Genomic DNA, 25,681 nt, shown 5'->3' with positions numbered 1-25,681 from the left:
GATCGGGGATCCATGAGACCGATACGCCGTAGAACGACACGCCCTGTATGGCGCGTCCTCGCCGCCACCGTCACCGCCGGCCTTCTGATGACCGGGTGGCCGGCGCCCACAGCGGTGGCCGACAGCCCCGTCCCCGGCCGCGCCCCCGCCGCGAACAGGGCCGCGTCGGTGAGTCCCGGAACGAGCCACGGCAGCGCCCGCGACGTGACGGACGGGGACTCCGCCACGTACTGGGAGGGCGGCGGGGACGGCTCCCCGCAGTGGGTGCGGACCGACCTCGGCACCGTCCGCCGGGTCGACAAGGTCGTTCTGAAGCTCCCGGCGGGCTGGGAATCCCGGCGGCAGACTCTCTCCGTCGAGGGCAGCCTCGACGGCGCCGGCTTCGCCGCCCTGAAGACCTCGGCCGCCTACACCTTCGGCAAGGGCACGGGGAACACGGTGACGATCGCCTTCCCGGCCACCCGGGCGCGTTTCGTACGGGTGAACTTCACGGCCAACTCGGTCGGCGGGAAAGCGCAGCTCGCCGAGGTGGAGGTGGGCACCGCGGCCGCCGCCTCGGTGAACCTCGCCCTCGGCAAGACCCTGACCGCGAGCAGCCACACCGAGGTCTATGCGGCCGGCAACGCCAACGACGGCAGCAGGGCCAGCTACTGGGAGAGCCGCAACAACGCCTTCCCCCAGTGGATCCAGGCCGACCTCGCCGCCTCCGTCCGCGTCAACGAGGTCGTGCTGCGCCTTCCGGACGGCTGGGAGACCCGGGACCAGACACTCAAGATCCAGGGCAGCACGGACAACGCCGCCTTCTCCGACCTGACGGCCGCCAGGGCGTACACCTTCGCCCCGGCGGGCGGCAACGCGGTGACCATCGCCTTCGACGCCACCACGACCCGCTATGTGCGGGTGCTGATCACGGCCAACACCGTGCAGCCCGGCGGCCAGGTGTCCGAGTTGGAGATCCACGGACCCGAGAGCGGCGACATCCAGGCGCCCACCGCCCCGGCGAGGCTGTCCCTCACCGAGCCGGCGCCCGGCCGGATCCGGCTGACCTGGCAGGCATCGACCGACGACACGGGTGTGACCGGCTACGACATCTACGCCAACGGCGAGCTGCGCACCGGCGTCGCCGGCACGGTCACCACCTACACCGACATCCAGCCGGTCGGCTCCACGGTCTCGTACCGCGTACGGGCCAAGGACGCGGCGGGCAACCAGTCGGCCGACAGCAACACGGTGACCAGGAACGGTGACACGGGCGCGCTGATCAACCTCGCCGTCGGAAAGCCCATCAGCGCCTCCTCCACGGTCCAGACGTATGTCGCGGCCAACGCCAACGACGACAAGGTGACGACCTACTGGGAGGGGGCGGGCGGCAGTTACCCCAACACCCTGACCGTGAAACTGGGCGCCGACGCGGACGCCCGGAGCGTTGTCGTCCGGCTGAACCCGGACAGTGCCTGGGGCCCGCGGACCCAGAACATCCAGGTACTGGGTCGCGAACAGAACGTGTCCGGCTTCACGAGCCTGGCGGCGGCCAAGGACTACGCCTTCGACCCGGCCACCGGCAACGCAGTGACGATCCCCGTCAGCGCCCGGGTCGCCGACGTCCAGTTGAAGTTCACCTCCAACACCGGCGGGGCGGCCGGGCAGGTGGCCGAGTTCCAGGTGCTCGGCAACCCGGCGCCCAACCCCGACTTTCAGGTCACCGAGGTCCGCGCGACGCCCTCGGCGCCGGTCGAGACCGATCGGATCACGCTCTCCGCGACCGTACGCAACGCCGGATCGCTCGCGGCGCCCGCCTCCTCGGTCGAGTTCCGGCTGGACGACACCAGGGCGGGCACCGCGCAGGTGGGCGCGCTCGCCGCCGGTGCCTCGGCCACCGTCACCGCCGACATCGGCCCCCGGGACGCCGGCGACTACCGGATCGCCGCCGTCGCCGACCCGGCCGACACGGTCGTCGAGCAGGACGAGACCAACAACGCCCGCACGGGCGACAGTCCACTGGTGGTGAAGCCGGTCGACAGCTCCGACCTGGTAGCCGCCGCTGTCTCCACCTCGCCCTCCGCGCCCGCGGCCGGTGACACCGTGGCCTTCTCCGTCACGGTCGAGAACCAGGGCACGGTGGCCTCGGCGGCGGGCGCCCACGGCATCACGCTGTCCCTGCTGGACTCCGCCGGAGCCACGGTGAAGAGCCTGACCGGCGCGTACAACGGGACTCTCCGGCCCGGCGCGACCTCCACGCCGGTCGCTCTCGGGACCTGGACGGCAGCGAACGGCAGGTACACGGCGAAGGTCGTCCTGGCCGACGACGCCAACGAACTGCCCGGCAAACGCGCTAACAACACCAGCAGCCGGCCGCTGTTCGTCGGGCGCGGCGCGCAGCTGCCGTTCGACCTGTACGAGGCCGAGGACGGCGTCACCGGCGGCGGTGCCCGGGTCGTCGGGCCCAACAGGGCCATCGGCGACATCGCGGGCGAGGCGTCCGGCCGCAAGGCCGTCACGCTCAACGCCACGGGGGACTTCGTCGAATTCACCGCGAAGGCCGACACCAACACCCTGGTCACCCGGTTCTCCATGCCGGACGCACCGGGCGGCGGAGGCATCGACTCCACCCTGAACCTCTATGTCGACGGCACCTTCCTCAAGGCGGTCGCCCTCACCTCGAAGTACGCCTGGCTGTACGGGGACGAGGCGAGCCCGGGCAACTCGCCGAGCGCCGGAGCGCCCCGGCACATCTACGACGAGGCGAACGTGATGCTGGGCCGGACCGTTCCGAAGGGCAGCAGGATCAGGCTCCAGAAGGACGCGGCCAACACGTCCACGTACGCCGTCGACTTCGTCAGCCTGGAGCAGGCCACACAGACCGCCAACCCGGACCCGGCCGCGTACACCGTCCCCGCCGGCTTCACCCACCAGGACGTCCAGAACGCCCTGGACAAGGTCCGGATGGACACCACGGGAAAGCTGGCCGGCGTCTATCTGCCGGCCGGTGACTACCAGACGGCGAGCAAGTTCCAGGTGTACGGGAAGGCGGTCAAGGTCGTGGGAGCCGGGCCCTGGTTCACCCGGTTCCGTGCTCCGACGACGCAAGAGAACACCGATGTCGGTTTCCGAGCGGACCCGACCGCCAACGGATCGGCCTTCTCCGGGTTCGCCTACTTCGGCAACTACACCTCACGGATCGACGGCCCCGGCAAGGTCTTCGACTTCGCCAACGTCTCGGACATGGTGATCGACAATGTCTGGAACGAGCACATGGTCTGTCTCTACTGGGGTGCCAATACGGACCGTGTCACGATCAAGAACTCGCGGATCCGGAACATGTTCGCCGATGGCATCAACATGACCAACGGCAGCACGGACAACCATGTCGTCAACAACGAGGCCAGGGCGACGGGCGACGACAGCTTCGCGCTGTTCTCGGCGATCGACGCCGGCGGCGCGGACATGAAGAACAACGTGTACGAGAACCTGACCACGATTCTCACCTGGCGGGCCGCGGGCGTCGCCGTGTACGGCGGCTACGACAACACCTTCCGCAACATCCACATCGCGGACACCCTGGTGTACTCGGGCATCACGGTCAGCTCGCTGGACTTCGGCTACCCCATGAACGGGTTCGGCCCCGGTCCGACGACGATCGAGAACGTGTCGGTCGTCAGGGCGGGCGGCCACTTCTGGAAGGGGCAGACGTTCCCGGGGATCTGGCTGTTCTCGGCGTCCAAGGTGTTCCAGGGAATCCGGATCAACAAGGTCGACATCGTCGATCCGACCTACAGCGGCATCATGTTCCAGACTCAGTACGTGGGAGGAACGGCCCAGAACCCGATCAAGGACACCGTCCTGAGCGACATCTCGGTCACCGGCGCCCGCAAGAGCGGCGACGCCTACGACGCCAAGTCCGGCTTCGGGCTGTGGGCGAACGAGATGCCGGAGGACGGGCAGGGCCCGGCCGTCGGCGAGGTGACCTTCAACGGGCTGCGGCTGGAGAACAACGCCGTGGACATCCGGAACACCACCTCCACCTTCAGAATCATCAGTAATCCGTAGCGGCCGAGCGTCAGGACCGGGCCGGCCGGAGCACCCTCCGGCCGGCCCCGCCACTGTGGGGCGGGCTTGCGTGAGCTTGTCATGCATAAGCAAGTAACTTGCATAATTTGCGATACTCTTGCGCGCATGACGCGACGACTTGCTCAGGTGGCGAAGAAGGTTGGGGTCAGCGAGGCCACGGTCAGCCGGGTGCTCAACGGCAAGCCGGGTGTCTCCGAGGCGACGCGGCAGTCCGTCCTGACCGCGCTGGACGTCCTCGGCTACGAGCGTCCCACGCAGCTGCGCGGCGAGCGAGCCCGGCTGGTCGGACTGGTGCTGCCCGAGCTCCAGAACCCCATCTTCCCGGCGTTCGCCGAGGTCATCGGGGGCGCACTGGCACAGCAGGGGCTGACCCCGGTGCTGTGCACCCAGACCAAGGGCGGCGTCTCCGAGGCCGACTACGTCGAACTCCTCCTCCAGCAGCAGGTGTCCGGCGTGGTCTTCGCGGGCGGCCTGTTCGCGCAGGCGGACGCCCCGCACGAGCACTACCGGCGGCTCGCCGAGCGGCGGATCCCGGTCGTCCTGATCAACGCCTCCATCGAGAACCTCGACTTCCCCTGCATCTCCTGCGACGACGCCGTCGCGGTCCGACAAGGGTGGCGCCACCTGGTCTCGCTCGGTCACGAGCGCATCGGGCTCGTGCTCGGCCCGGCCGACCACGTGCCGTCGCGCCGCAAGCTGACGGCGGCGCGCGCGGGCGGCGCGCCCCTGCCGGACGAGCGCGTCGAGCGCACGATGTTCTCACTGGAGGGCGGACAGGCGGCGGCCTCGCGCCTGCTGGACCGGGGGGTCACGGGCATCATCTGCGCCAGCGATCCGCTCGCCCTCGGCGCGGTACGGGCCGCCCGCCGGCGCGGCCTCCGGGTGCCGGACGAGGTGTCCGTGGTCGGTTTCGACGACTCCGCGTTCATGAACTGCACCGAGCCGCCGCTGACCACGGTCCGTCAGCCCATCGAGGCGATGGGGCGGGCGGCCGTGGAGATGCTGACCGCGCAGATCCAGGGCGGTTCGGTGCCGCCCGGTGAGCTGTTGTTCGAGCCGGAGCTGGTGGTGCGCGGCTCCACGGCGCAGGCGCCCCGCGGCTGAGGCCCGGCCCGGTCCGGCCCCTCTGCCGGTCCGGTCGGCCGGGACGGCCCCGTACACCCTCGTGTACGGGGCCGTCCGTCTGCCCGGTGTCGTATCCCACTGTTCCACGCAGGCAGTGGCCGTGAAGTTGTCGAGTATTTGCGATATTGGAGCGACATATTGCGGACATCGGTGGTTGGTGATTGAGTGAGCGCCGCCACACAGCGCGCAGCTGTGGGCGTCCCGCGCTGCCGCACTGGAGGGGTCCCATCGATGAGACGTTCCGGTTTTCGCCGTGCCCGCACCGCCGTCCTGGCCTCCGCGTTCACCCTCACCGCCGTGGCCGCGTGCGGCGGCTCGGGCGGCGACAGCGGCGCCGACGGCAGGACGCGCGTCACCGTGAACTGCATGCCGCCCAAGAGCGCCAAGATCGACCGGAAGAACTTCGAGGACGACATCAGGACGTTCGAGAAGGCGAACCCGGACATCGACGTCATCGGCCGTGACGCCTTCCCCTGCCAGGACCCCAAGACCTTCGACGCCAAGCTCGCCGGCGGCCAGATGGAGGACGTCTTCTACACGTACTTCACGGACGCCCGGCACGTCATCGACATCAACCAGGCCGCGGACATCACCTCGTACGTCAAGGACATGAAGGGCTACGGCGACATCCAGCGCTCGCTCCGCGACGTCTACAGCGCCGGCGGCAAGGTCTACGGCATCCCGCGCACGAACTACTCGATGGGTCTGCTCTACAGCAAGAAGCTCTTCGAGCGGGCCGGGCTCGACCCCAGCACGCCCCCGGCCACCTGGGAAGAGGTCCGCGCCGCCGCCAAGAAGATCGCCGCGCTCGGCGACGGGTACGTGGGGTACGCGGACTACAGCGCGCAGAACCAGGGCGGCTGGCACTTCACCGCCGCGATGTACTCCCGGGGCGGCGACATCGTCACCGCCGACGGCAAGAAGGGGGCGGTCGACAGCCCCGAGGGGCGGGCCGTGCTGGCGAACCTGCACGCCATGCGCTGGGAGGACGACTCCATGGGCAGCAAACAGCTCCTCGTCCTCAACGACGTCCAGCAGATGATGGGCTCCGGCAAGCTCGGTATGTACCTCGCGGCGCCCGACAACGTGCCGATCCTGGTCAAGGAGAAGGGCGCGAGCTACGACGATCTCGCGCTCGCCCCCATGCCGGGGGGCAGGGGCACGCTCATCGGCGGCGACGGCTACATGTTCAACAAGAAGGCGACCCCGGCCCAGATCGAGGCCGGTCTGAAATGGCTGGAGTTCCAGACCAACACGCCCGGCACCGGCCTCAACGACTGGAAGCGCGCCTCGGAGGCCAAGGCCCCCGTCGGCATGCCCGAGCCCCGGCTGTGGAGCGGCGCCCGCGACGGACGGGACCAGCAGCTGAAGAAGCGGTACGCCAACGTCCCGGTCGAGAACTACCGTTCCTTCCTTGACGGCAGCGCACGGCTCACCGCGAAGCTGGAGCCGCCGAAGGCCCAGCAGATCTACTCGGTCCTCGACGGCGCGGTGTCCGCCGTGCTCACCAAGGAGGACGCCGACGCCGGCCGGCTCCTGGAGGACGCCCAGTCCAAGATCGACGAAATCCTGGCCCGGGGCTGAGTGACCATGCCCGCGGCCGACACACCGATGAAGAGCGGCCAGGGGCACCCGCGCCCCCCGGCCCCCGGCCGCGGGCGGCGGTCCGCCACCGCGCTGGCCGGCGGCGCATCCGGTCCGCGCCCGGCGGACCGTGCCCGGGTGGCGCCGGGACACCTGCGCCGGAGGCTCTCCCACCAGGCGCGCGCCCATGCCTTCCTGATCGGCGGTCTGCTCTCCTTCGCGCTGTTCTCCTGGTACCCGGCGATCCGCGCGGTGATCATCGCCTTCCAGAAGTACACGCCCGGAGCGGAGCCCGCGTGGGTGGGAACCGCCAACTTCACCCGGGTCTTCCAGGACCCGGAGTTCGGGGCGGCCTGGCGCAACACGCTGACCTTTACCCTGTTCGCCCTCATCATCGGCTTCGCGGTGCCCTTCGTAATGGCACTCGTCCTCAACGAACTCCGGCACGCCAGGGCGTTCTTCCGGGTGGTCGTCTACCTGCCGGTGATGATCCCCCCAGTGGTCAGCGCCCTGTTGTGGAAGTGGTTCTACGACCCGGGCGCCGGTCTCGCCAACGAGGTGCTGCGCTGGGCGCACCTGCCCACCTCGAACTGGACCAACGGGGCGGACACCGCGCTGATCTCCCTGGTCCTCGTGGCGACCTGGGCCAACATGGGCGGCACGGTCCTGATCTACCTGGCCGCGCTTCAGGGCATCCCGGGCGAACTGTACGAGGCGGCGGAGCTGGACGGGGCGAACATATTCCAGCGCGTGCGCCATGTGACCGTTCCGCAGACCCGCTTCATCATGCTCATGCTGATGCTGCTCCAGATCATCGCCACGATGCAGATTTTCACCGAGCCGTTCGTGATCACCGGTGGCGGTCCGGAGAACTCCACCGTCACGGTCCTCTACCTCATCTACAAATACGCCTTCCTTTACAACGACTTCGGCGGGGCCTGCGCGCTGAGCGTGCTGCTGCTGATCGTGCTCGGTCTGTTCTCCGCCCTCTACCTGCGGCTCACCCGCACCGACGACTGAGAGGAGCGCGGCGCCATGCCCCGACGCACCGCGGCCCCGGCCGCCCCCGGCACACCGGCCGTACGCACCCTGGTGTCCCCGCTCGCGCTCGCCACCGCCCGGGGCAGGGCGGTGTACTGGACCGTCTTCGGCGGGGTCGTCCTCGCCTTCGCCCTGGCCTTCCTGTTCCCCGTGTACTGGATGGCCACCGGCGCGATGAAGCCGCCCGACGAACTCGTCCGCACCCCGCCGACCCTGGTTCCGGAGAGCTGGCACCTCGCCGCGTACACCGACGCCTGGGACCTGATGCGGCTGCCCCGGCACCTGTGGAACACGGTGGTGCAGGCCACCGGCGCGTGGATCCTCCAGATCGTCCTGTGCACGGCGGCGGCCTACGCGCTGTCCAAGCTGAGGCCGGCCTTCGGCAAGGTCGTCCTCGGCGGCATCCTGGCCACGCTGATGGTCCCGGCCCAGGCCCTGCTCGTACCGAAATACCTGACGATCGCGGACCTGCCGCTGCTGCACACCAGCCTGCTCAACGACCCGCTGGGCATCTGGCTGCCGGCCGTGGCCAACGCCTTCAACCTCTACCTGCTCAAACGGTTCTTCGACCAGATACCGCGCGATGTGCTGGAGGCTGCGGAGATCGACGGCGCGGGAAAGCTCCGCACGCTGTGGTCGATCCTGCTGCCCATGTCCCGGCCGGTGCTCGGCGTCGTGTCCATCTTCGCGCTCGTCGCGGTCTGGCAGGACTTCCTCTGGCCGTTGATGGTCTTCTCGGACACCGACCAGCAGCCCATCAGCGTCGCCCTCGTCCAGTTGTCGCAGAATATCCCGCTGTCGGTCCTGATCGCCGCCATGGTCATCGCGAGTATCCCGATGGTGCTGATGTTCCTGGTCTTCCAGCGGCACATCATCGCCGGGATCAGCGCCGGCGGCGTCAAGGGTTGAACCCGGCCCGGCCGCCGGTCTCGCGAGCGCCGGTCGTCCGACTTCCCGAAAGGAACGACACCGCATGGCAGGCAGCTCCCTGGAGCCCGCTGGCAGAGCGTGGTGGCGTCATGCCGCCATCTATCAGATCTACGTACGGAGTTTCGCCGACGGGGACGGAGACGGCACCGGCGACCTCGCGGGCGTCCGGGCCAGGCTGCCGTACCTCGTGGAACTGGGCGTCGACGCCCTCTGGTTCACCCCCTGGTACCTCTCGCCCCTGGCCGACGGCGGCTACGACGTGGCGGACTACCGCACCATCGACCCGGCGTTCGGCACTCTCGCCGAAGCCGAGAAGCTGATTGCGGAGGCACGCGAACACGGTATCCGGACGATTATCGACATCGTCCCCAACCACGTCTCCGACCAGCACGCCTGGTTCAGGGCGGCGCTGGCGGCGGGCCCGGGCAGCCCCGAGCGCGAGCTGTTCCACTTCCGGCCGGGACGCGGCGTGAACGGCGAACTGCCGCCGAACTACTGGGTGTCCGAATTCGGCGGCACGCCCTGGACCCGACTGGACGACGGGGAATGGTACCTGCACCTGTTCGCGCCGGAACAGCCCGACCTCAACTGGGCCCACCCGGCGGTCCGCCGCGAACACGAGGACGTGCTGCGTTTCTGGTTCGAGCGGGGCGTCGCCGGAGTGCGGATCGACTCCGCCGCACTGCTCGCCAAGGACCCGGCGCTGCCCGACTTCACCCCGGGACGTGACCCGCACCCGTACACCGACCGGAACGAACTGCACGGGATCTACCGCTCCTGGCGCGCCATCGCCGACGAATACGACGCCGTCTTCGTCGGCGAGGTGTGGCTGCCCGACACCGAGCGCTTCGTGCGCTACCTGCGCCCCGACGAACTGCACACCGCGTTCAACTTCACGTTCATGGCCTGCCCGTGGGAGGCGCGGCGGCTGCGGGCGGCCATCGACGAGACGCTCGCCGAGCACGCGCCGGTCGGCGCCCCCGCCACGTGGGTGCTCTGCAACCACGACGTGACGCGCACGGTCACCCGCTACGGCCGTGCGCAGACAGGGTTCGACTTCGCCGCCAAGGCGTTCGGCACACCGACGGACCACGCACTCGGCACACGCCGAGCCCGGGCCGGCGCGCTGCTCTCGCTGGCGCTGCCGGGGGCCGTCTACATCTACCAGGGGGAGGAGCTGGGCCTCCCGGAGGCCGACATCCCGCTCGACCGGATCCAGGACCCCATGCACGTACGCTCCGGGGGTACGGACCCGGGCCGCGACGGCTGCCGGGTGCCGCTGCCGTGGTCGGCGGACGCCCCGTACGCGGGCTTCGGATCCCGTACGCGGCCATGGCTCCCGCAGCCCGCCTCCTGGCCCTCGTACGCGGCGGACCGCCAGGAGCGCGACCCCGACTCGATGCTCTGCCTCTACCGCGCGGCGCTCCGGCTGCGCCGTATGGAACAGGGCTTCGGGGCGCCCGCACTCGGCTGGCTGGCGGCGGGGCCTGAGGTGCTGGCGTTCCGCCGGGACACGGACTGCTCCGGCGAGGCGCTGATCTGCGTGGTCAACCTCGGGCGGGAGCCCGCCGAGTTGCCGGAGCACAGAGCCGTCCTGCTCACCAGCGGTCCGCTGGACGACGCCGGGCGCCTGCCGACGGACACGGCGGTCTGGCTGCGCGGCTGAGCCGGCCCGGGCAGCGTACGGCGGCGCGCCGCGCGTGGCTCCTGTACGGCGGGTGCCCCCGCACTGCGGGCCGCCCCCGGTGTGGTGGGCCGGGCCCGCGGCACGCTCAGGGCAGCGGCCTGGGCGGGCGGGGACCGTCGTACTGCCCGCTCGGCCGCAGCCGCAGCGGGTGCTCCGCGTACTCCTCCAGCGCGTGCGCGATCCAGCCCGCCGTGCGTGCCACCGCGAAGACGGTCTCGCCCGCCTCGGCCGGCATGCCGGTGGCGACCGACAGGACGGCGAGCGCCAGGTCGACATTGGCGCGGGGCCGCCCGGACCGGGCCGCCATCGCCTCCACCTCGCGCGCCGCCGCCAGTACGGGGCCGGCCCCCGGCAGCTCCCCGAGGACGCCGAACAACGCCTCCGCGCGCGGGTCCCGGCCCGGGTAGAGCCGGTGACCGAGCCCCGGCACCGGATGCCCGGCGCGCAGGTGGTCCGCCACCACGGCCGCCGCGCTGCCCCGTTCCAGGACCTCGGTCAGCATCCGGTGGGCCAGACCGCTCGCGGCCCCGTGCAACGGCCCCTCCAGCGCGCTCAGCCCCGTGGCCACCACGGCGTACGGATGGGCCCGGGCCGAGGCGGCGACCCGTACGGCCAGCGTCGAGGCGGCCAGATCGTGGTCGATGAGCAGCGTCAGCGCCATGTCCAGGGCCCGTACGCCGGCCTCGCCGGGCTGCCGCGCGGTCAGCCGTGACCACAGCCGCCGGGCCAGCCGGCCGTCCCCGTGGTGCGCGGGACCGGCCGCGGGCAGCGCGTCGACCAGGACGGGAACGAGCGTACGCGCGGTGCCGAGCACCGTGTTCCGAGACAGGTCGAAACGGAGCGGGTCGACGGTCGACGCCGCGACGACGGCCACCCGCAGCCGGTCGGCCGGACCGCTGTGGACGGGCAGCGATTCGACCGCGCGGCGGCTCGCGGCGAGGGGCTCCGCGGGCGCGTTGAACCGGATCCCCGGGGTCGAGGTGCCCGTCCAGAGCCAGTCGGCGACCTCCTCGTAGGAGAAGTGCCGGGCCAGTTCCGTGGCGTCCACGCCCCGGTAGTAGTACCGGTCCGTGTCGATCAGGGTGATGCCGGTACGAATCCGCTGGAGGGCGTCGCTGCCCGCCGCCGGTTCGCGGCGGCCCTTGCGTACGAGCGCGTCCACCTCCTTGGCGTCGAACGTGCTCCCGCGCCCCACCGGATCACGCCGGCTGGTGAGCAGCCCCCTGCTGACGTACGCGTACACCGTCTCCGGCTTCACCCCGAGACGCCGGGCCGCCTCCTGGGTGGTCAGCCGCCGCGGCTCCGTGTCGTCCTCGTCCATACGCTCCACACTCCGATCGTACATACATTGATTCAATCAATGTTGACAGGGATTGAATCAAGCATGGACAGTCGAGTCAGGTATGAAGGAGGAGATACATGCAGAGCGACCAGGCGGCCGACGCGCCGCGCGGACTCGCGGGCGTCGTCGTCACCGACACCGCGCTCGGTGACGTCCGGGGCCAGGAGGGCTTCTACCACTACCGCCAGTACTCCGCCGTCGAACTGGCGAAGAGCCGTGCCTTCGAGGACGTATGGCACCTCATGTGCCACGGCGCGCTGCCGGACGCCGCCGGGCGTGCCGAGTTCACCGCGCGGACCGCGGCCCTGCGCCAGCTGCCCGACGACGTCAAGGCCGTCCTGCCCGCCGTCGCCCGCTCCTGCGGCGCCTCGGGCCCGCTCGCCGGGCTGCGGACCGCGCTGTCCCTCCACGGTGCGTCCGCCGGCCTGCAGCCGTTGTACGACACCGACCCGGAGCGCCGCCGCGGCGACGCCCTCGCCCTGTGCGCGGCCGTACCGACGCTGCTGACCGCGCTGTACCGGCTCGGACAGGGGCTGGAGCCCGTCGAACCGCGCGAGGACCTGCCGTACGCGGCCAACTACCTGTACATGCTCACCGGTTCGGTGCCCGAGCCGCGGCGGGCGCGGGCGATCGAGCGGTACCTGATCAGCACGGTCGACCACGGTTTCAACGCCTCCACCTTCACCGCCCGGGTGATCGCCTCCACGGGTGCCGACCTCGCGGCCTGCCTGACCGGTGCGGTCGGGGCGCTGTCGGGGCCGCTGCACGGCGGGGCGCCGAGCCGGGCGCTCGACACCCTCGACGCCATCGGCACCGTGGACCGTATCGAGCCCTGGATCAGGGAACGCGTTCTGGCGGGCGAGCGGATCATGGGCTTCGGGCACCCCGTCTACCGCACCGAGGACCCGCGCTCGCGCCTGCTGCGGGAGATCGCCCAGGAGTTCGGCGGGCCGCTCGTGGACTTCGCCGTCCAGGTCGAGGCGCGGGTGGAGGCGGTCCTCGCGGAGCTGAAGCCCGGCCGCGAGCTGCACACCAACGTGGAGTTCTACGCCGGGGTGGTCATGGAGCTGTGCGGGCTGCCGCGCGCCATGTTCACACCCACCTTCGCCGCGGCCCGGGCGGTCGGCTGGAGCGCCCATATCCTGGAGCAGGCGGCCGACTCCAAGATCATCCGCCCGGCGGCCCGGTACGCGGGACCGCCCCCGCCGCAGCCGGTGCCGGCCGGCTGAGCGGGAGGGAACCGACCCGCCGGCGGCACGGAGGCGCACCAGTGAGCAGGCAGCGGATCCCGGTGGTCGTTCTCGCGGGCTTCCTGGGATCGGGCAAGACGACCCTGCTCAACCATCTGCTGCGGCACCGCGCCGGCAACCGGATCGCCGTGGTCGTCAACGACTTCGGCGCCATCGAGATCGACGCCATGACGGTCGCGGGACAGGTCGGATCGACGGTCTCGCTCGGCGACGGCTGTCTGTGCTGCGCCGTCGACGCGAGCGAACTCGACGGCTACCTGGAGCTGCTGACCAAGCCCTCCGCGCGGATCGACATCATCGTGATCGAGGCCAGCGGCCTCGCCGAACCGCAGGAGCTGGTCCGGATGATCCTCGCCGGCGACAACCCCCGCACGGTGTACGGAGGGCTGGTCGAGGTCGTCGACGCGGCCGAGTTCGACGCCACCCGGGAGCGCCATCCCGAGATCGACCGGCACCTGGCGATCGCCGACCTCGTGGTCCTCAACAAGACCGACCGGGTGGCGGAGCCGGAACTGCGGCGCCTGCGCGCCACCCTCGGCGAGCTGAGCCCGGGGACGCCGGCGGTCTCCGCCTCGTACGGGCGGATCGACCCGGCGCTGCTGTTCGACCCGGCCGTCCGGCCGGCCGAGGAGGAGAAGGTGCGCCAGCTCTCCTTCGAGGACCTGTGGGACGGCGCGGGAGCCCGTGACGGCCATGACGGCCACTCCAGCCATAACGGCCACCTCCACGCGGGCTACGAGAGCGTCTCGTTCACCTCGCGCGCCCCGGTGGACCCCCGGCGGCTCATGGCGTTCCTCGATTCACGCCCCGACGGCCTGTACCGCATCAAGGGCTTCGTCGGCTTCGGAGCGTACGACGCGGCCAACCGTTACGCGCTCCACGCGGTCGGCCGGTTCCTGCGCTTCCACCCTGAGCCCTGGCCCCGCGACGAGGAGCCGGGCACCCAACTCGTGCTGATCGGCTCGGGCATCGACGGGGACGCCCTGCTCAAGGAGCTGGCGGCCTGCGAACAGACGGGCCCCCCGGAGCCCGACGGCCCGGGCGCCGTCGATGACCGGGCGATGTGGGGCGTCCTGCGGTACGTGCCCGGCCTGTCCGGGGCCGCGGACCCTGACGGGCCGGACAGGCCGTGAGCACACCGGCCGGCCCGGCCGTCGGCGCGCGGGCCTGACCTTCAGTGCGCGGGCCCGGCCGGCGCGTGTCAGTGCGCGGGCCCGGCCAGCACGTCGATCGCCGCGGTGTAGGGCGTCCCCGAACCGTCCCGGCGCGGGTCGGGCTCCGGCAGCTTCACCGGTGTGCCGTTCTTCTGCGCGGCGCGCGCCGGGGTGGCCCCCGCCCAGGCCAGCGTCAGCAGATCCTCGCCCTTCAAGAAGCGGTGACAGCGCACGCCGCCCGTGGCCCGGCCCTTGCGCGGATACTGGTCGAAGGGGGTGAGCTTGGCCGTACGCGCCGGGACGTCCAGCGTGCCGAGCGAGCCGGTCAGCGTGAACACCGCCGCGTCCGCCGCCGGATCCACCGCCGTGAAGGAGATCACGGACGCGCCCTCGGCCAGCTTGATGCCCGCCATGCCGCCCGCGGCCCTGCCCTGCGGCCGTACCTGCGACGCCTGGTAGCGCAGCAGTTGCGCGTCGGAGGTGATGAAGACCAGGTCCTCCTCGCCCGTGCGCAGCTCCGCCGCGCCGACGATCCGGTCGCCCTCCTTGAGGGAGATGACCTCCAACTCCTCCTTGTTGGCGGGATAGTCGGGGACCACCCGCTTGACCACGCCCTGGAGAGTGCCCAGCGCGAGTCCTGGCGACGACTCGTCGAGCGTGGTCAGACAGATGAGCGTCTCGTCGTCCTCCAGCGCGAGGAACTCCGACACCGGCGCGCCTCCCGACAGGTTCGGCGCGGCGGTCGCGGCCGGCAGCTGGGGCAGGTCGATCACCGCGATGCGCAGCAGCCGCCCCGCGGAGGTCACCGCGCCCACGTCGCCGCGCGCCGTCGCCGGCACGGCCGAGACGATCACGTCGTGCTTGACGCGCTTGCCGTCACCGCCGGCCAGCGGTTCGCCGTTGGCCGTACGCGCCAGCAGACCGGTCGAGGACAGCAGGACCCGGCACGGGTCGTCGGCGACCTGCAGCGGCACCGCGGCCACCTCGACGCCCGTGGACTCCAGCAGCTGGGTGCGCCGGGGCGTGCCGAACTTCTTCGCCACCGCGGCCAGTTCGCCGGAGACGAGCTTGCGCAGCTCCGTGTCCGACTCCAGGATCCCGGTCAGCTCGTCGATCTCCCCGTTGAGCCGGTCGCGCTCGCTCTCCAGCTCGATGCGGTCGAAGCGGGTGAGCCGGCGCAGCGGCGTGTCCAGGATGTACTGCGTCTGGACGTCGCTCAGCGAGAAGCGCTCGATCAGCCGCTCCTTGGCCTGCGCCGAGTTGTCGCTCGACCGGATCAGCCGGATGACCTCGTCGATGTCGACCAGCGCGACCAGAAGTCCCTCGACCAGGTGAAGCCGGTCGCGCCGCTTGGTCCGCCGGAACTCGCTGCGCCGGCGCACCACCGTGAACCGGTGGTCCAGGTAGACCTCCAGCAGTTCCTTCAGGCCCAGCGTCAGCGGCTGCCCGTCGACCAGCGCCACGTTGTTGATGCCGAAGGACTCCTCCATCGGCGTCAGCTTGTAGAGCTGCTCCAGCACCGCCTCGGGCACGAAGCCGTTCTTGATCTCGATGACCAGGCGCAGTCCGTGGGCCCGGTCCGTGAGGTCCTTGACGTCCGCGATGCCCTGGAGCTTCTTGGCGGAGACCAGGTCCTTGATCTTCGAGATGACCTTCTCGGGACCGACCGCGAACGGCAGCTCCGTGACGACCAGGCCCTTGCGGCGCGCGGTGACGTCCTCCACCGTCGTCGTGGCACGGATCTTGAACGTGCCGCGGCCCTTCTCGTACGCGTCCTTGATGCCGCCCGTGCCGACGATCCGGCCGCCGGTGGGCAGGTCGGGCCCCGGGACGAACCGCATCAGCGTCTCCAGGTCGGCGCCCGGATGCTTGATCAGATGGCGGGCGGCCGCCACGACCTCGCCCAGGTTGTGCGGCGGCATGTTCGTCGCCATGCCGACGGCGATCCCGGAGGCGCCGTTGACCAGCAGGTTCGGATACGCGGCCGGGAGCGTGACCGGCTCCCGCTCCTGACCGTCGTAATTGGGCTCGAAATCGACGGTGTCCTCGTCGATCGACTCCGTCATCAGTGACGTCGCGTCGGCCATCCGGCACTCTGTGTACCGCATCGCGGCCGGCGGGTCGTCGTTGCCGAGCGAACCGAAGTTGCCATGGCCGTCGACCAGGGGAAGCCGCATCGAGAACGGCTGTGCCATCCTGACCAGAGCGTCGTAAATGGAGGCGTCGCCGTGCGGGTGGAGCTTACCCATCACCTCACCGACGACCCGGGCGCACTTCACATAGCCACGGTCGGGGCGCAGCCCCATCTCGTTCATCTGGTAAACGATCCGGCGGTGCACCGGCTTCATGCCGTCCCGGGCGTCCGGCAGGGCACGGGAGTAGATCACCGAGTAGGCGTACTCGAGGAAGGAGCCCTGCATTTCATCGACCACGTCGATGTCGAGGATCCTCTCCTCGAAGTCCTCCGGCGGCGGGGTCTTCGTGCTGCGGCGGGCCATCGCTGCTGCGGCTCCTTCACAGGATCAGGGTGCTGGACCAATGGCCAGCTGCTGGCGGGGCGCGGGATCCGTACGACAACGTCGCGGTCCGACGCCGACCATTGTGGACCGGGCCACCGACAACACCGACCTCGACCCGTCGTCGGCCGTGCGTCGAGGGTACGCGGCGAGGGAACGGGCGCGGGAACTTCGCCAGGTGTCAGCACGCTTGCATACAGTGGCAGGACCTCTCCATATCGCGATCGAAGGGACGTACATGCCCATGGGTCACACGGCCACAGCGCAGGCCGGTACCAGCGGCCTGACAGCGACTGAGCACCGGCTGGACAACGGCCTGCGCGTGGTGCTCTCCGAGGACCACCTGACCCCGGTCGCCGCGGTCTGCCTCTGGTACGACGTCGGTTCGCGCCACGAAGTCAAGGGCCGTACCGGCCTGGCTCACCTCTTCGAGCACCTGATGTTCCAGGGCTCGGCCCAGGTCCGGGGCAACGGCCACTTCGAACTGGTGCAGGGCGCGGGCGGTTCCCTCAACGGCACCACCAGCTTCGAGCGCACCAACTACTTCGAGACGATGCCCGCCCACCAGTTGGAGCTGGCGCTCTGGCTGGAGGCGGACCGCATGGGCTCGCTCCTCGCCGCGCTCGACGAGGAGTCCATGGAGAACCAGCGGGACGTCGTCAAGAACGAGCGCCGCCAGCGCTACGACAACGTGCCCTACGGCACGGCTTTCGAGCGGCTGACCGCCCTCTCCTACCCCGACGGCCACCCGTACCACCACACGCCGATCGGCTCCATGGCCGACTTGGACGCCGCGACCCTGGAGGACGCCCGCGCGTTCTTCCGTACCAACTACGCGCCGAACAACGCCGTGCTGTCGGTCGTCGGCGACATCGACCCCGAGCAGACGCTCGCCTGGATCGAGAAGTACTTCGGCTCCATCCCGTCCCACGACGGCAAGAAGCCGCCGCGCGACGGCACGCTGCCCGACATCATCGGCGAGCAGCTGCGCCAGGAGATCCACGAGGAGGTCCCGGCCCGCGCGCTGATGGCCGCCTACCGGCTGCCCCACGACGGCACGCGCGAGTGCGACGCCGCCGACCTGGCGCTCACCGTCCTCGGCGGCGGCGAGTCCTCCCGCCTCCACAACCGACTGGTGCGCCGGGACCGTACGGCGGTGGGCGCCGGATTCGGGCTGCTGCGGCTGGCCGGCGCCCCCTCGCTCGGCTGGCTGGACGTGAAGGCGTCCGGCGGCGTCGAGGTGGACCGGATCGAGGCGGCCGTCGACGAGGAGCTGGCCCGGCTCGCCGCCGACGGACCCACCGAGGAGGAGATGGAGCGGGCCCAGGCCCAGCTGGAGCGCGAGTGGCTGGACCGGCTCGGCACCGTCGCCGGCCGCGCCGACGAACTGTGCCGGTACGCGGTCCTGTTCGGCGACCCGCAGCTGGCGCTGACCGCCGTCGGCCGGATCCTGGACATCTCCGCGGAAGAGGTGCGCGCCGTCGCCGCGGCGCGGCTGCACCCGGACAACAGGGCGGTGCTGGTGTACGAGCCGCTCGCCGCCGCCGACGGCGACACCGCTGCCGAAGGCGCCGACGCCGCCACCGCCGACGAGACCGACGAGCACGAAGGGGCGGACCAGTGACCGACGCTGCCGTGACCATGGACCTCCACCCGCAGCCGACCGCCGGCACCGCCAAGCCCTGGGCCTTCCCGGCCCCCGAGCGCGGCACCCTCCCCAACGGGCTGACGGTGCTGCGCTGCGACCGCCCCGGCCAGCAGGTGGTGGCCGTCGAGATCAACCTCGACGCGCCGCTGGACGCCGAGCCGGAGGGCCTCGACGGCGTCGCCACGATCATGGCCCGTGCCTTCTCGGAGGGCACCGACAAGCACACCGCCGAGGAGTTCGCCGCCGAGCTGGAGCGCTGCGGCGCCACGCTCGACGCGCACGCGGACCACCCGGGCGTCCGGCTCTCCCTGGAGGTCCCCGTCTCCCGGCTGGCCAAGGCGCTCGGCCTGCTCGCCGAGGCGCTGCGGGCCCCCGCCTTCGCGGACAGCGAGGTGGAGCGGCTGGTCCGCAACCGGCTGGACGAGATCCCGCACGAGACCGCCAACCCCGGGCGCCGGGCCGCCAAGCAGCTCTCCAAGGAGCTCTTCCCCGCCTCCTCGCGCCTGTCCCGGCCGCGCCAGGGCACCGAGGAGACGGTCGAGCGCATCGACGCCGCCGGGGTGCGCGCGTTCTACGAAGCGCACGTGCGCCCCGCCACGGCCACGGCGGTGATCGTCGGCGACCTCTCCGGCGTGGACCTGGACGCGCTGCTGACCGACAGCCTCGGTGCCTGGACCGGCAACACCGCCGCGCCCCGCCCCGTACCGCCGGTGACGGCCGACGACACCGGCCGGGTCGTGATCGTGGACCGGCCGGGCGCCGTCCAGACCCAGCTGCTGATCGGCCGGATCGGCCCGGACCGGCACGACCGGGTCTGGCCCGCCCAGGTGCTCGGCACATACTGCCTCGGCGGCACGCTCACCTCCCGGCTCGACCGCGTGCTGCGCGAGGAGAAGGGCTACACCTACGGTGTCCGGGCCTTCAGCCAGGTGCTGCGCTCCGCGGCGCCCTCGTCGCCGGGCGGGGCGACGGGCGCCGCGATGCTCGCGATCAGCGGCTCCGTGGACACCGAGTCCACCGGCCCGGCGCTCGCCGACCTCTGGACGGTGCTGCGCACCCTGGCGGCCGACGGGCTCACCGACGCCGAGCGCGACGTGGCCGTGCAGAACCTGGTGGGGGTGGCCCCGCTGAAGTACGAGATGGCGGCGTCGGTCGCGGCCACGCTCGCCGACCAGGTCGAACAGCACCTCCCGGACGACTTCCAGGCGCAGTTGTACGCGCGCCTGGCCGAGACAGGCACGGTCGAGGCGACCGCCGCGGCCGTCAACGCCTTCCCGGTGGACCGGCTCGTCACCGTGCTCGTGGGGGACGCCGCGCAGATCGAGGAGCCGGTCAAGGCGCTCGGCATCGGTGAAGTGACCGTCGTCGCGAGCTGATTCGCGGATCTTCACGAGCTGATCCGTGGATCTCCTTACCACAGAGGGAACCCCGGCGGCAGGGAGCTGCCGGGGTTCCGGTCTTATTTCCGTTTTGTTGGTCAATTGGCTTGTTTGAGGGAGAGGTTGCCTGTCTGGGGTGTGGGCTGCGCTACAAAAACACGTGTCCGTTTGGTTATCGAAAGATGACGCGCTTAGCGTCGGTCCGGCTGTTCGCCCGTCCCGCCGCATCCCGCGGCACGGACAGCCATCGCCGAGTTCCCGGTTCGCCGGGGAGCCGGGGACCCACCGTGTCCCTGGGGTGAATCGGACGCCTTCGCGCGGCGCGCGGAGGGGCCCGTAGGAGACCTTCCTGCTCCGAACCCGTCAGCTAACCCGGTAGGCGAGAAGGAAGGAAAGGACCGGCCACCCCATGGCTTTCACCCGCGCCACCGGGAAGCATCGTGCCCGCAGCCAGATGAGCCGTACGAGCGCGAGAGCCGCGGGCGCCGCGACGCTCACCGCGACCGGCGTCATCGGCACCCTCGCGGCCTCCCCGGCGTTCGCCGGCGGCGCCGCCGACGCCCAGGCCGCCTCGCACACCGGTCTGACCGGGGCCGTCGCCCTCGGGGACGACCTGGCCGGTACGGTCGACGACCAGGCAGACGCGCAGGCCCGGGCCGCCGCCCAGGAGAGGGCAAGGGCCGTGGCGAAGGCCGAGGCCGAACGCAGGGCGGAGGCCCGCGCCAAGGAGGCGCGCGCCGAGGAGATCCGCGTCGCCCGGGAGGCGGAGCGCAAGCGGCTGAACACCTTCCAGCTGCCCGTCGCCGGCTCGTACGTCACGACCGGCTACCAGTCGGGCGGCTCCCTGTGGTCCTCCGGCAGCCACTCCGGTGTCGACTTCCGTGCCGCCTCCGGCACCCCGGTCGTCTCCGTCGGCACCGGCACGGTGGTCGAGGCCGGCTGGGGCGGTTCGTACGGCAACAACATCGTGATCCGGATGCACGACGGCACGTACACGCAGTACGGCCACCTCTCCTCCATCGGCGTCTCCGTCGGGCAGAGCGTCACCCCGGGCGAGCAGATCGGTCTGTCCGGCGCGACGGGCAACGTCACCGGGCCGCACCTGCACTTCGAGGCCCGTACCAGCCCGGACTACGGGTCGGACATGGACCCGGTCGGCTACCTGCGCGCGCACGGCGTGAACCTCTGACGCGCCGGGGCGTCCGCGCCCCCGTGCTCCCGCGCTTCCGTGTGCGGTGCGCTGCCCCGCGTGCGCGGGCGCGTACTCCGAATCCCGCACACCTCCGTTTCCCCAGCCCCCGTCAGGCCCCGGCAGCGCGCCGGGGCCTGACGCGTCCGGTCCTGCGCCGTCCGTTCCGTTCCGCTCCCGGGCCGGGCTCTTCCGCTGTTTCTGGCCAAAAGATATCCATGGATTCCGGGTGGCCATCGGAAATTCGTTGCTGCTGCAATAGAGTCACGGAACAGGCGTCAATCGGAAGAGTTTCACGCCGATTAAGTCGGAGGTTCGGACATGCGCATTCCCGCGCACTCGGTATGCACGGCGATCCGCGACGACATCGTCTCCGGACTGTTCGAGCGGGGCAGCAGGCTCACCGAGGAGCAGCTGGCCCGGCGCTACGGCGTCTCCCGCGTCCCGGTGCGCGAGGCGCTGCGCACCCTGGAGTCGGAGGGGTTCGTGACCACTCGCCGCCATGCGGGCGCGTGCGTGGCCGAGCCGACGGAGCAGGAGGCCGCCGATCTGCTGGAGGTGCGTCTGCTGCTGGAGCCCCTGGGCGCCGCCCGGGCCGCCCAGCGCCGCACCGACGCGCATCTGAAGGTCCTGCGCGGCCTGGTCAGACTGGGGCAGGAGCGGGCCCGCCGGGGGCAGGGCCAGGACCTGCGCTCACTCGGCGCCTGGTTCCACGAGACGCTCACACAGGCGTCCGCGAGCCCCGGCCTGATCGCGCTGCTCACCCAGCTCCGGCACAAGATCGCCTGGATGTACACGGTCGAACAGCCCGCACACCCCGTGGAGGCGTGGGCCGAGCACGGCGCGATCGTGGACGCGGTGGCGCGCGGGGACGCGGAGCGGGCGCGCACGCTCACCGCCCTGCACGCGGAGCGGGCCACGGCCGCGCACCGGCTGCGCAGGCCGGAGGCGGGCCGGGAAAGGGTGAGGGTTTCGCAACACGGCGTAAACACCGAGAGCGTCCGCGCTTAACATGCCCGCCGTATACAAAGACAGTAAATAGGCGGGGGTCTGTTTTTTGCTGCCCATTCACGAAAAGAGGGCCGGGAAAACGGGCCCCGCGGCCTCGGGCCGTCTCAGGGTCGGACCGTCTCGGGGGCGGACCGTCTCGGGGGCGGACCGTCTTGAGGTCAGACCGTCTCGGGCAGTTCGTCGAGGCCCTCGGCGACCAGCTTCGCCAGCCGGTCAAGGGCGATCTCGGCGTCCTCCGCGTCGGACGCGAGCACGATCTCCTCGCCGCCCTGCGCGCCCAGACCGAGCACCGCGAGCATGGACGCGGCGTTGACCGGGTTGCCCCCGGCCTTGGCGATGGTCACGGGGATGCCGGCGGCCGTGGCGGCGCGGACGAAGATGGAGGCGGGACGAGCGTGCAGGCCCTCGGCCCAGCCGACATTGACGCGGCGCTCAGCCATGGTGTGTTGCCCTTCAAGTCGCAAAAAGTCTGAATAATGCTGCCTGCCCCCAGCCTCTCATGTGCTGACACGTGGTCCTCCGCCACCCCTCCCGGCCCACGTCCGACGGCCGGACGCGGCCCCGCCCGGGACGGTCCGGCCGGGCTCCGGACGGCCCGGCTCAGGATCGACCGGGGTTCGGGCAGCGGACCGGCCGGTGTCGGACCCGCGCCGTACGCTGTGGGCATGGAGAAGCCGCCGGACTTCGCGTACCCCTCCCACTGGGAGGCGGACGTGGTGCTCAGGGACGGCGGCACGGCCCGTATCAGGCCCATCACCCCGGACGACGCCCAGCGGCTGGTCAGCTTCTACGAGCAGGTCTCCGACGAGTCGAAGTACTACCGCTTCTTCGCCCCCTACCCCCGCCTGTCCGCCAAGGACGTGCACCGCTTCACCCACCACGACTACGTGGACCGGGTAGGACTCGCCGTGACGGTGAGCGGCCGGTTCATCGCGACCGTGCGGTACGACCGCGTCGACGCCCGCGGACTGCCCGCCTCCGCGCCCGCCGAGGAGGCGGAGGTCGCCTTCCTCGTCCAGGACGCGCACCAGGGGCGCGGGGTCGCCTCCGCGCTCCTGGAGCACATCGCGGCGGTCGCCCGCGAGCGCGGCATCCGGCGCTTCGCCGCCGAGGTGCTGCCCGCCAACAGCAAGATGATCAAGGTCTTCCGGGACGCCGGGTACACCCAGCGGCGCAGCTTCGAGGACGGCGCCGTCCGGCTCACGCTCGACCTGGAACCGACCGCCGAGTCCGTCGCCGTCCAGTACGCCCGCGAGCAGCGTGCCGAGGCCCGCTCGGTGCAGCGCCTGCTCGCCCCCGGGTCGGTCGCGGTCGTCGGCGCGGGCCGTGCGCCCGGAGGCGTCGGCCGTACGGTGCTGCGCAATCTGCTCGCCGCGGGCTTCACAGGCCGTACGTACGCGGTGAACGACGCCTTCGCCCCGGACCAGGACCGGATCGACGGCGTCCCGGCCGTCCGTTCCCTGACAGGGCGGGGCGGGGTGGACCGGCCCGTGGACCTCGCGGTGCTCGCCGTCCCCGCGGAGCGGGTGCCCGAAGCGGTCGAGGACTGCGGCCGGCACGGCGTACAGGGGCTGGTGGTCCTCTCGGCGGGCTACGCGGAGAGCGGGTCGCGGGGGCGGGAGCGCCAGCGCGAACTGGTGCGGCGGGCCCGCTCGTACGGGATGCGCGTCATCGGCCCCAACGCCTTGGGGATCATCAACACGGCCGACGCGGTCCGGCTCAACGCGTCCCTCGCCCCCGAACTCCCCGCGCGCGGGCGCATCGGCATGTTCACCCAGTCCGGCGCGATCGGCATCGCCCTGCTGTCCGCGCTGCACCGGCGCGGCGCCGGCCTGTCGTCCTTCGTCTCGGCGGGCAACAGGGCGGACGTGTCGGGGAACGACTTCCTCCAGTACGTCTTCGAGGACCCGGACACCGATGTGGCCCTCCTCTACCTCGAAACGATCGGCAATCCGCGCAAGTTCACCCGGCTCGCCCGGCGCACGGCGGCGGTGAAGCCGGTCGTGGTCGTCAAGGGCGCGCGGCACAGCGGCAGCACGCCCCAGGGGCACGCGGTCCCGGTGGGCCGGATCCCGGACGCGACGGTGTCGGCGCTCATGCGCCAGGCGGGGGTGATCCGGGTGGACACGGTCACCGAACTGGTCGACGCGGGCCTGTTGCTCTCCTCCCAGCCGCTCCCGGCGGGACCGCGCGTGGCGATCCTCGGCAACTCGGAGTCGCTGGGCCTGCTCACGTACGACGCCTGCCGTACGGAGGGCCTGAGCCCGCTGCCGCCGCGCGACCTGACGACCGCCGCGACCCCGGCCGACTTCGGTACGGCCCTCACGAAGGCCCTGGCGGACCCGGACTGCGACGCGGCGGTGGTGACGGCGATACCGGCCGTGGCCGGGACGGCCATGACCGGCCCGCCCGACGCCGACGCCCTGGGCGCGGCCCTGCGCGAGGCGGCGGCCACGGCGCCGGCGAAGCCGGTGATGGTGGTGCACGTGGAACTCGGCGGTCTGACGGAGGCGCTCGCGACGGCCTCGAACAACCCGCCGCACGCCCTGCCCGAGAACCGGCCGGACGCGGACGGCCCGGAGGAGGGGCCGCGCGTGGACGAGGCGTACGACGGCGTACGAGCGCGGGCCGGGCGTCCGGCGGCGGGACCGGAGCCGGGACCCGGCGCGTCCGACTCCGGCGCGTCCGCCTTGGGCGGGTCCGGCACCGGCGGGTCCGGCACCGGCGTGTCCGGCGTGTCCGGCACCGCCGGTCGGACGCTCGGCGGTACGGCCGGTCCCGAAGCGATCGGCCGCGGCGGCTCCGGCCGTATCCCCGCCTACCCCGCCGCCGAGCGCGCGGTACGGGCGCTCGCCGAGGCCGTCCGGTACGCGCGGTGGCGGCGGCAGGCCGCCGAGCCCGGCAAGGTGCCCGAGTACGACGACATCGACGAGGCCGCGGCCACCGCGCTGATAGAGCGGCTGCTGGGCCCTCGCGATCCGTCCGGCCAGGCGTCCGCCGACGGCCCCAGGAGCATCCCCGTCCCGGCGGACGACGCGCGTGCGCTGCTCGGGATGTACGGCATCCCCGTGCGGCAGGCCCTGGCCGCGCCCGGTCCCGACGAGGCCGCCGCGGCGGCGGCCCGGCTCGGCTATCCCGTCGCGCTCAAGACCACCGCTCCGCATCTGCGCCACCGCGCCGACCTCGGCGGCGTCCGGCTCGACCTCGCCGACGAGGCGCAACTGCGCTTGGCCCACCGCGAGCTGACCGACGCCCTGGGCAGCCCGGCGGAACTGCGGCCCGTCGTCCAGTCCATGGTCCCGCGCGGCGTGGACACGGTCGTACGGGCCGTCATCGACGCGGCCGCGGGCTCGGTCCTCTCCTTCGGTCTCGCGGGCGTCCCCTCCGAACTGCTCGGGGACGTCGCCCACCGGCTCGTGCCCGCCACCGACCGCGACGCCGCCGAGTTGATCAGGTCCATCAGGACGGCACCGCTCCTGTTCGGCTGGCGGGGCTCCGCCCCGGTCGACACCCCCGCCCTGGAGGAACTGCTCCTGCGGGTGTCCCGGCTGGTGGACGACCACCCCGAGATCGTCTCCGTCTCGCTGGAGCCCGTCGTCGTCGCCCCCCGCGGCCTCTCCGTCCTGGACGCGAGCGTCCGGCTCGCGCCGCCGCCCGCCCGCGACGACCTCGGCCCGCGCCACCTCCCGGACTACTGAGACCCGCGTCCCCGCCGAGAGGCCGGCCGGACCCCCGAGGCCGCCGAGGACGACCGACC

The 25,681-nt window shown here is 71.7% G+C and carries 16 protein-coding genes and 1 riboswitch; of the genes, 13 read left to right on the top strand and 3 right to left on the bottom strand.

Annotated features, from left to right (window positions below; all coding sequences use genetic code 11):
* Positions 1 to 12: 12 nt before the first annotated feature.
* From IG02_RS0112195 to IG02_RS0112170, 6 genes are all read left to right on the top strand, one after another.
* Positions 13 to 4,047 carry a discoidin domain-containing protein gene (locus IG02_RS0112195; RefSeq protein WP_420707737.1) on the top strand — a complete coding sequence of 1,345 codons (4,035 nt, stop codon included), beginning with the start codon at positions 13 to 15 and terminating at the stop codon, positions 4,045 to 4,047.
* Positions 4,048 to 4,173: 126 nt separating this feature from the next.
* Entirely contained in the window at positions 4,174 to 5,172 is a 999-nt protein-coding gene (locus IG02_RS0112190) for a LacI family DNA-binding transcriptional regulator (protein ID WP_030745301.1), read from the top strand.
* Between the two features lie 252 nt (positions 5,173 to 5,424).
* Positions 5,425 to 6,777: an ABC transporter substrate-binding protein gene (locus IG02_RS0112185; RefSeq protein WP_030745299.1), complete on the top strand. Its 1,353-nt coding sequence runs from the start codon at positions 5,425 to 5,427 to the stop codon at positions 6,775 to 6,777.
* Between the two features lie 27 nt (positions 6,778 to 6,804).
* A complete protein-coding gene (locus IG02_RS0112180) occupies positions 6,805 to 7,797 on the top strand; it encodes a carbohydrate ABC transporter permease (RefSeq protein WP_030745296.1) in 993 nt (330 codons plus the stop codon).
* Between the two features lie 15 nt (positions 7,798 to 7,812).
* Positions 7,813 to 8,727 carry a carbohydrate ABC transporter permease gene (locus IG02_RS0112175; protein ID WP_051764881.1) on the top strand — a complete coding sequence of 305 codons (915 nt, stop codon included), beginning with the start codon at positions 7,813 to 7,815 and terminating at the stop codon, positions 8,725 to 8,727.
* Between the two features lie 64 nt (positions 8,728 to 8,791).
* Positions 8,792 to 10,414, top strand: coding sequence for a glycoside hydrolase family 13 protein (locus tag IG02_RS0112170; RefSeq protein WP_030745292.1), 1,623 nt, complete (start codon positions 8,792 to 8,794; stop codon positions 10,412 to 10,414).
* Between the two features lie 106 nt (positions 10,415 to 10,520).
* On the opposite strand, the gene IG02_RS0112165 is transcribed toward IG02_RS0112170, so the two are convergent.
* Entirely contained in the window at positions 10,521 to 11,756 is a 1,236-nt protein-coding gene (locus IG02_RS0112165; protein ID WP_030745290.1) for a citrate synthase, read from the bottom strand.
* A gap of 98 nt (positions 11,757 to 11,854) precedes the next feature.
* Between IG02_RS0112165 and IG02_RS0112160 the strand changes: the two genes are divergently transcribed.
* A complete protein-coding gene (locus IG02_RS0112160) occupies positions 11,855 to 13,006 on the top strand; it encodes a citrate synthase/methylcitrate synthase (protein WP_030745289.1) in 1,152 nt (383 codons plus the stop codon).
* 41 nt (positions 13,007 to 13,047) lie between these two features.
* On the top strand, positions 13,048 to 14,160 hold the full coding sequence (locus tag IG02_RS0112155) for a CobW family GTP-binding protein (protein ID WP_030745287.1): 1,113 nt from the start codon (positions 13,048 to 13,050) through the stop codon (positions 14,158 to 14,160).
* 68 nt (positions 14,161 to 14,228) lie between these two features.
* Here the strand turns inward: IG02_RS0112155 and IG02_RS0112150 are convergent, their stop codons facing one another.
* Positions 14,229 to 16,679 carry a DNA gyrase/topoisomerase IV subunit A gene (locus IG02_RS0112150; protein ID WP_030745285.1) on the bottom strand — a complete coding sequence of 817 codons (2,451 nt, stop codon included), beginning with the start codon at positions 16,677 to 16,679 and terminating at the stop codon, positions 14,229 to 14,231.
* 256 nt (positions 16,680 to 16,935) lie between these two features.
* On the opposite strand from IG02_RS0112150, the gene IG02_RS0112145 reads away from it, so the two are divergent.
* The 4 genes from IG02_RS0112145 (at position 16,936) to IG02_RS0112130 (ending at position 21,924) form a co-directional block, all read left to right on the top strand.
* Positions 16,936 to 18,321, top strand: coding sequence for a M16 family metallopeptidase (locus IG02_RS0112145; protein ID WP_030745283.1), 1,386 nt, complete (start codon positions 16,936 to 16,938; stop codon positions 18,319 to 18,321).
* Positions 18,322 to 18,338: 17 nt separating this feature from the next.
* Positions 18,339 to 19,721 carry a M16 family metallopeptidase gene (locus IG02_RS0112140; RefSeq protein ID WP_030745282.1) on the top strand — a complete coding sequence of 461 codons (1,383 nt, stop codon included), beginning with the start codon at positions 18,339 to 18,341 and terminating at the stop codon, positions 19,719 to 19,721.
* Between the two features lie 241 nt (positions 19,722 to 19,962).
* Positions 19,963 to 20,120, top strand: a riboswitch (cyclic di-AMP (ydaO/yuaA leader).
* Between the two features lie 13 nt (positions 20,121 to 20,133).
* Positions 20,134 to 20,913, top strand: a complete 780-nt coding sequence (locus IG02_RS0112135; protein WP_030745280.1) for a M23 family metallopeptidase — start codon at positions 20,134 to 20,136, stop codon at positions 20,911 to 20,913.
* A gap of 321 nt (positions 20,914 to 21,234) precedes the next feature.
* The gene (locus IG02_RS0112130) at positions 21,235 to 21,924 is read left to right on the top strand and encodes a GntR family transcriptional regulator (RefSeq protein ID WP_030745271.1); all 690 of its coding nucleotides are present in this window, start codon (positions 21,235 to 21,237) and stop codon (positions 21,922 to 21,924) included.
* Positions 21,925 to 22,082: 158 nt separating this feature from the next.
* On the opposite strand, the gene IG02_RS0112125 is transcribed toward IG02_RS0112130, so the two are convergent.
* The gene (locus tag IG02_RS0112125; protein WP_030745269.1) at positions 22,083 to 22,364 is read right to left on the bottom strand and encodes an HPr family phosphocarrier protein; all 282 of its coding nucleotides are present in this window, start codon (positions 22,362 to 22,364) and stop codon (positions 22,083 to 22,085) included.
* A 225-nt stretch (positions 22,365 to 22,589) separates the two neighbouring features.
* Between IG02_RS0112125 and IG02_RS0112120 the strand changes: the two genes are divergently transcribed.
* A complete protein-coding gene (locus IG02_RS0112120) occupies positions 22,590 to 25,622 on the top strand; it encodes a bifunctional GNAT family N-acetyltransferase/acetate--CoA ligase family protein (protein WP_030745268.1) in 3,033 nt (1,010 codons plus the stop codon).
* Positions 25,623 to 25,681 lie beyond the last annotated feature (59 nt).

The sequence above is a fragment of the Streptomyces sp. NRRL F-5135 genome (assembly GCF_000719775.1).
Lineage (GTDB): Bacteria > Actinomycetota > Actinomycetes > Streptomycetales > Streptomycetaceae > Streptomyces > Streptomyces hebeiensis.
The sequence above is the reverse complement of the archived record's forward strand: the minus strand, read 5'-3'. Positions and strand labels throughout refer to the sequence as shown.

Bases quoted from the DNA above. Each gene is read 5' to 3' on its own strand.
- IG02_RS0112195 (WP_420707737.1), top strand. From the start codon at position 13: ATGAGACCGATACGCCGTAGAACGACACGCCCTGTATGGCGCGTCCTC.
- IG02_RS0112190 (WP_030745301.1), top strand. From the start codon at position 4,174: ATGACGCGACGACTTGCTCAGGTGGCGAAGAAGGTTGGGGTCAGCGAG.
- IG02_RS0112185 (WP_030745299.1), top strand. From the start codon at position 5,425: ATGAGACGTTCCGGTTTTCGCCGTGCCCGCACCGCCGTCCTGGCCTCC.
- IG02_RS0112180 (WP_030745296.1), top strand. From the start codon at position 6,805: ATGAAGAGCGGCCAGGGGCACCCGCGCCCCCCGGCCCCCGGCCGCGGG.
- IG02_RS0112175 (WP_051764881.1), top strand. From the start codon at position 7,813: ATGCCCCGACGCACCGCGGCCCCGGCCGCCCCCGGCACACCGGCCGTA.
- IG02_RS0112170 (WP_030745292.1), top strand. From the start codon at position 8,792: ATGGCAGGCAGCTCCCTGGAGCCCGCTGGCAGAGCGTGGTGGCGTCAT.
- IG02_RS0112165 (WP_030745290.1), bottom strand. From the start codon at position 11,756: ATGGACGAGGACGACACGGAGCCGCGGCGGCTGACCACCCAGGAGGCG.
- IG02_RS0112160 (WP_030745289.1), top strand. From the start codon at position 11,855: ATGCAGAGCGACCAGGCGGCCGACGCGCCGCGCGGACTCGCGGGCGTC.
- IG02_RS0112150 (WP_030745285.1), bottom strand. From the start codon at position 16,679: ATGGCCCGCCGCAGCACGAAGACCCCGCCGCCGGAGGACTTCGAGGAG.
- IG02_RS0112145 (WP_030745283.1), top strand. From the start codon at position 16,936: ATGCCCATGGGTCACACGGCCACAGCGCAGGCCGGTACCAGCGGCCTG.
- IG02_RS0112140 (WP_030745282.1), top strand. From the start codon at position 18,339: ATGGACCTCCACCCGCAGCCGACCGCCGGCACCGCCAAGCCCTGGGCC.
- IG02_RS0112135 (WP_030745280.1), top strand. From the start codon at position 20,134: ATGGCTTTCACCCGCGCCACCGGGAAGCATCGTGCCCGCAGCCAGATG.
- IG02_RS0112130 (WP_030745271.1), top strand. From the start codon at position 21,235: ATGCGCATTCCCGCGCACTCGGTATGCACGGCGATCCGCGACGACATC.
- IG02_RS0112125 (WP_030745269.1), bottom strand. From the start codon at position 22,364: ATGGCTGAGCGCCGCGTCAATGTCGGCTGGGCCGAGGGCCTGCACGCT.
- IG02_RS0112120 (WP_030745268.1), top strand. From the start codon at position 22,590: ATGGAGAAGCCGCCGGACTTCGCGTACCCCTCCCACTGGGAGGCGGAC.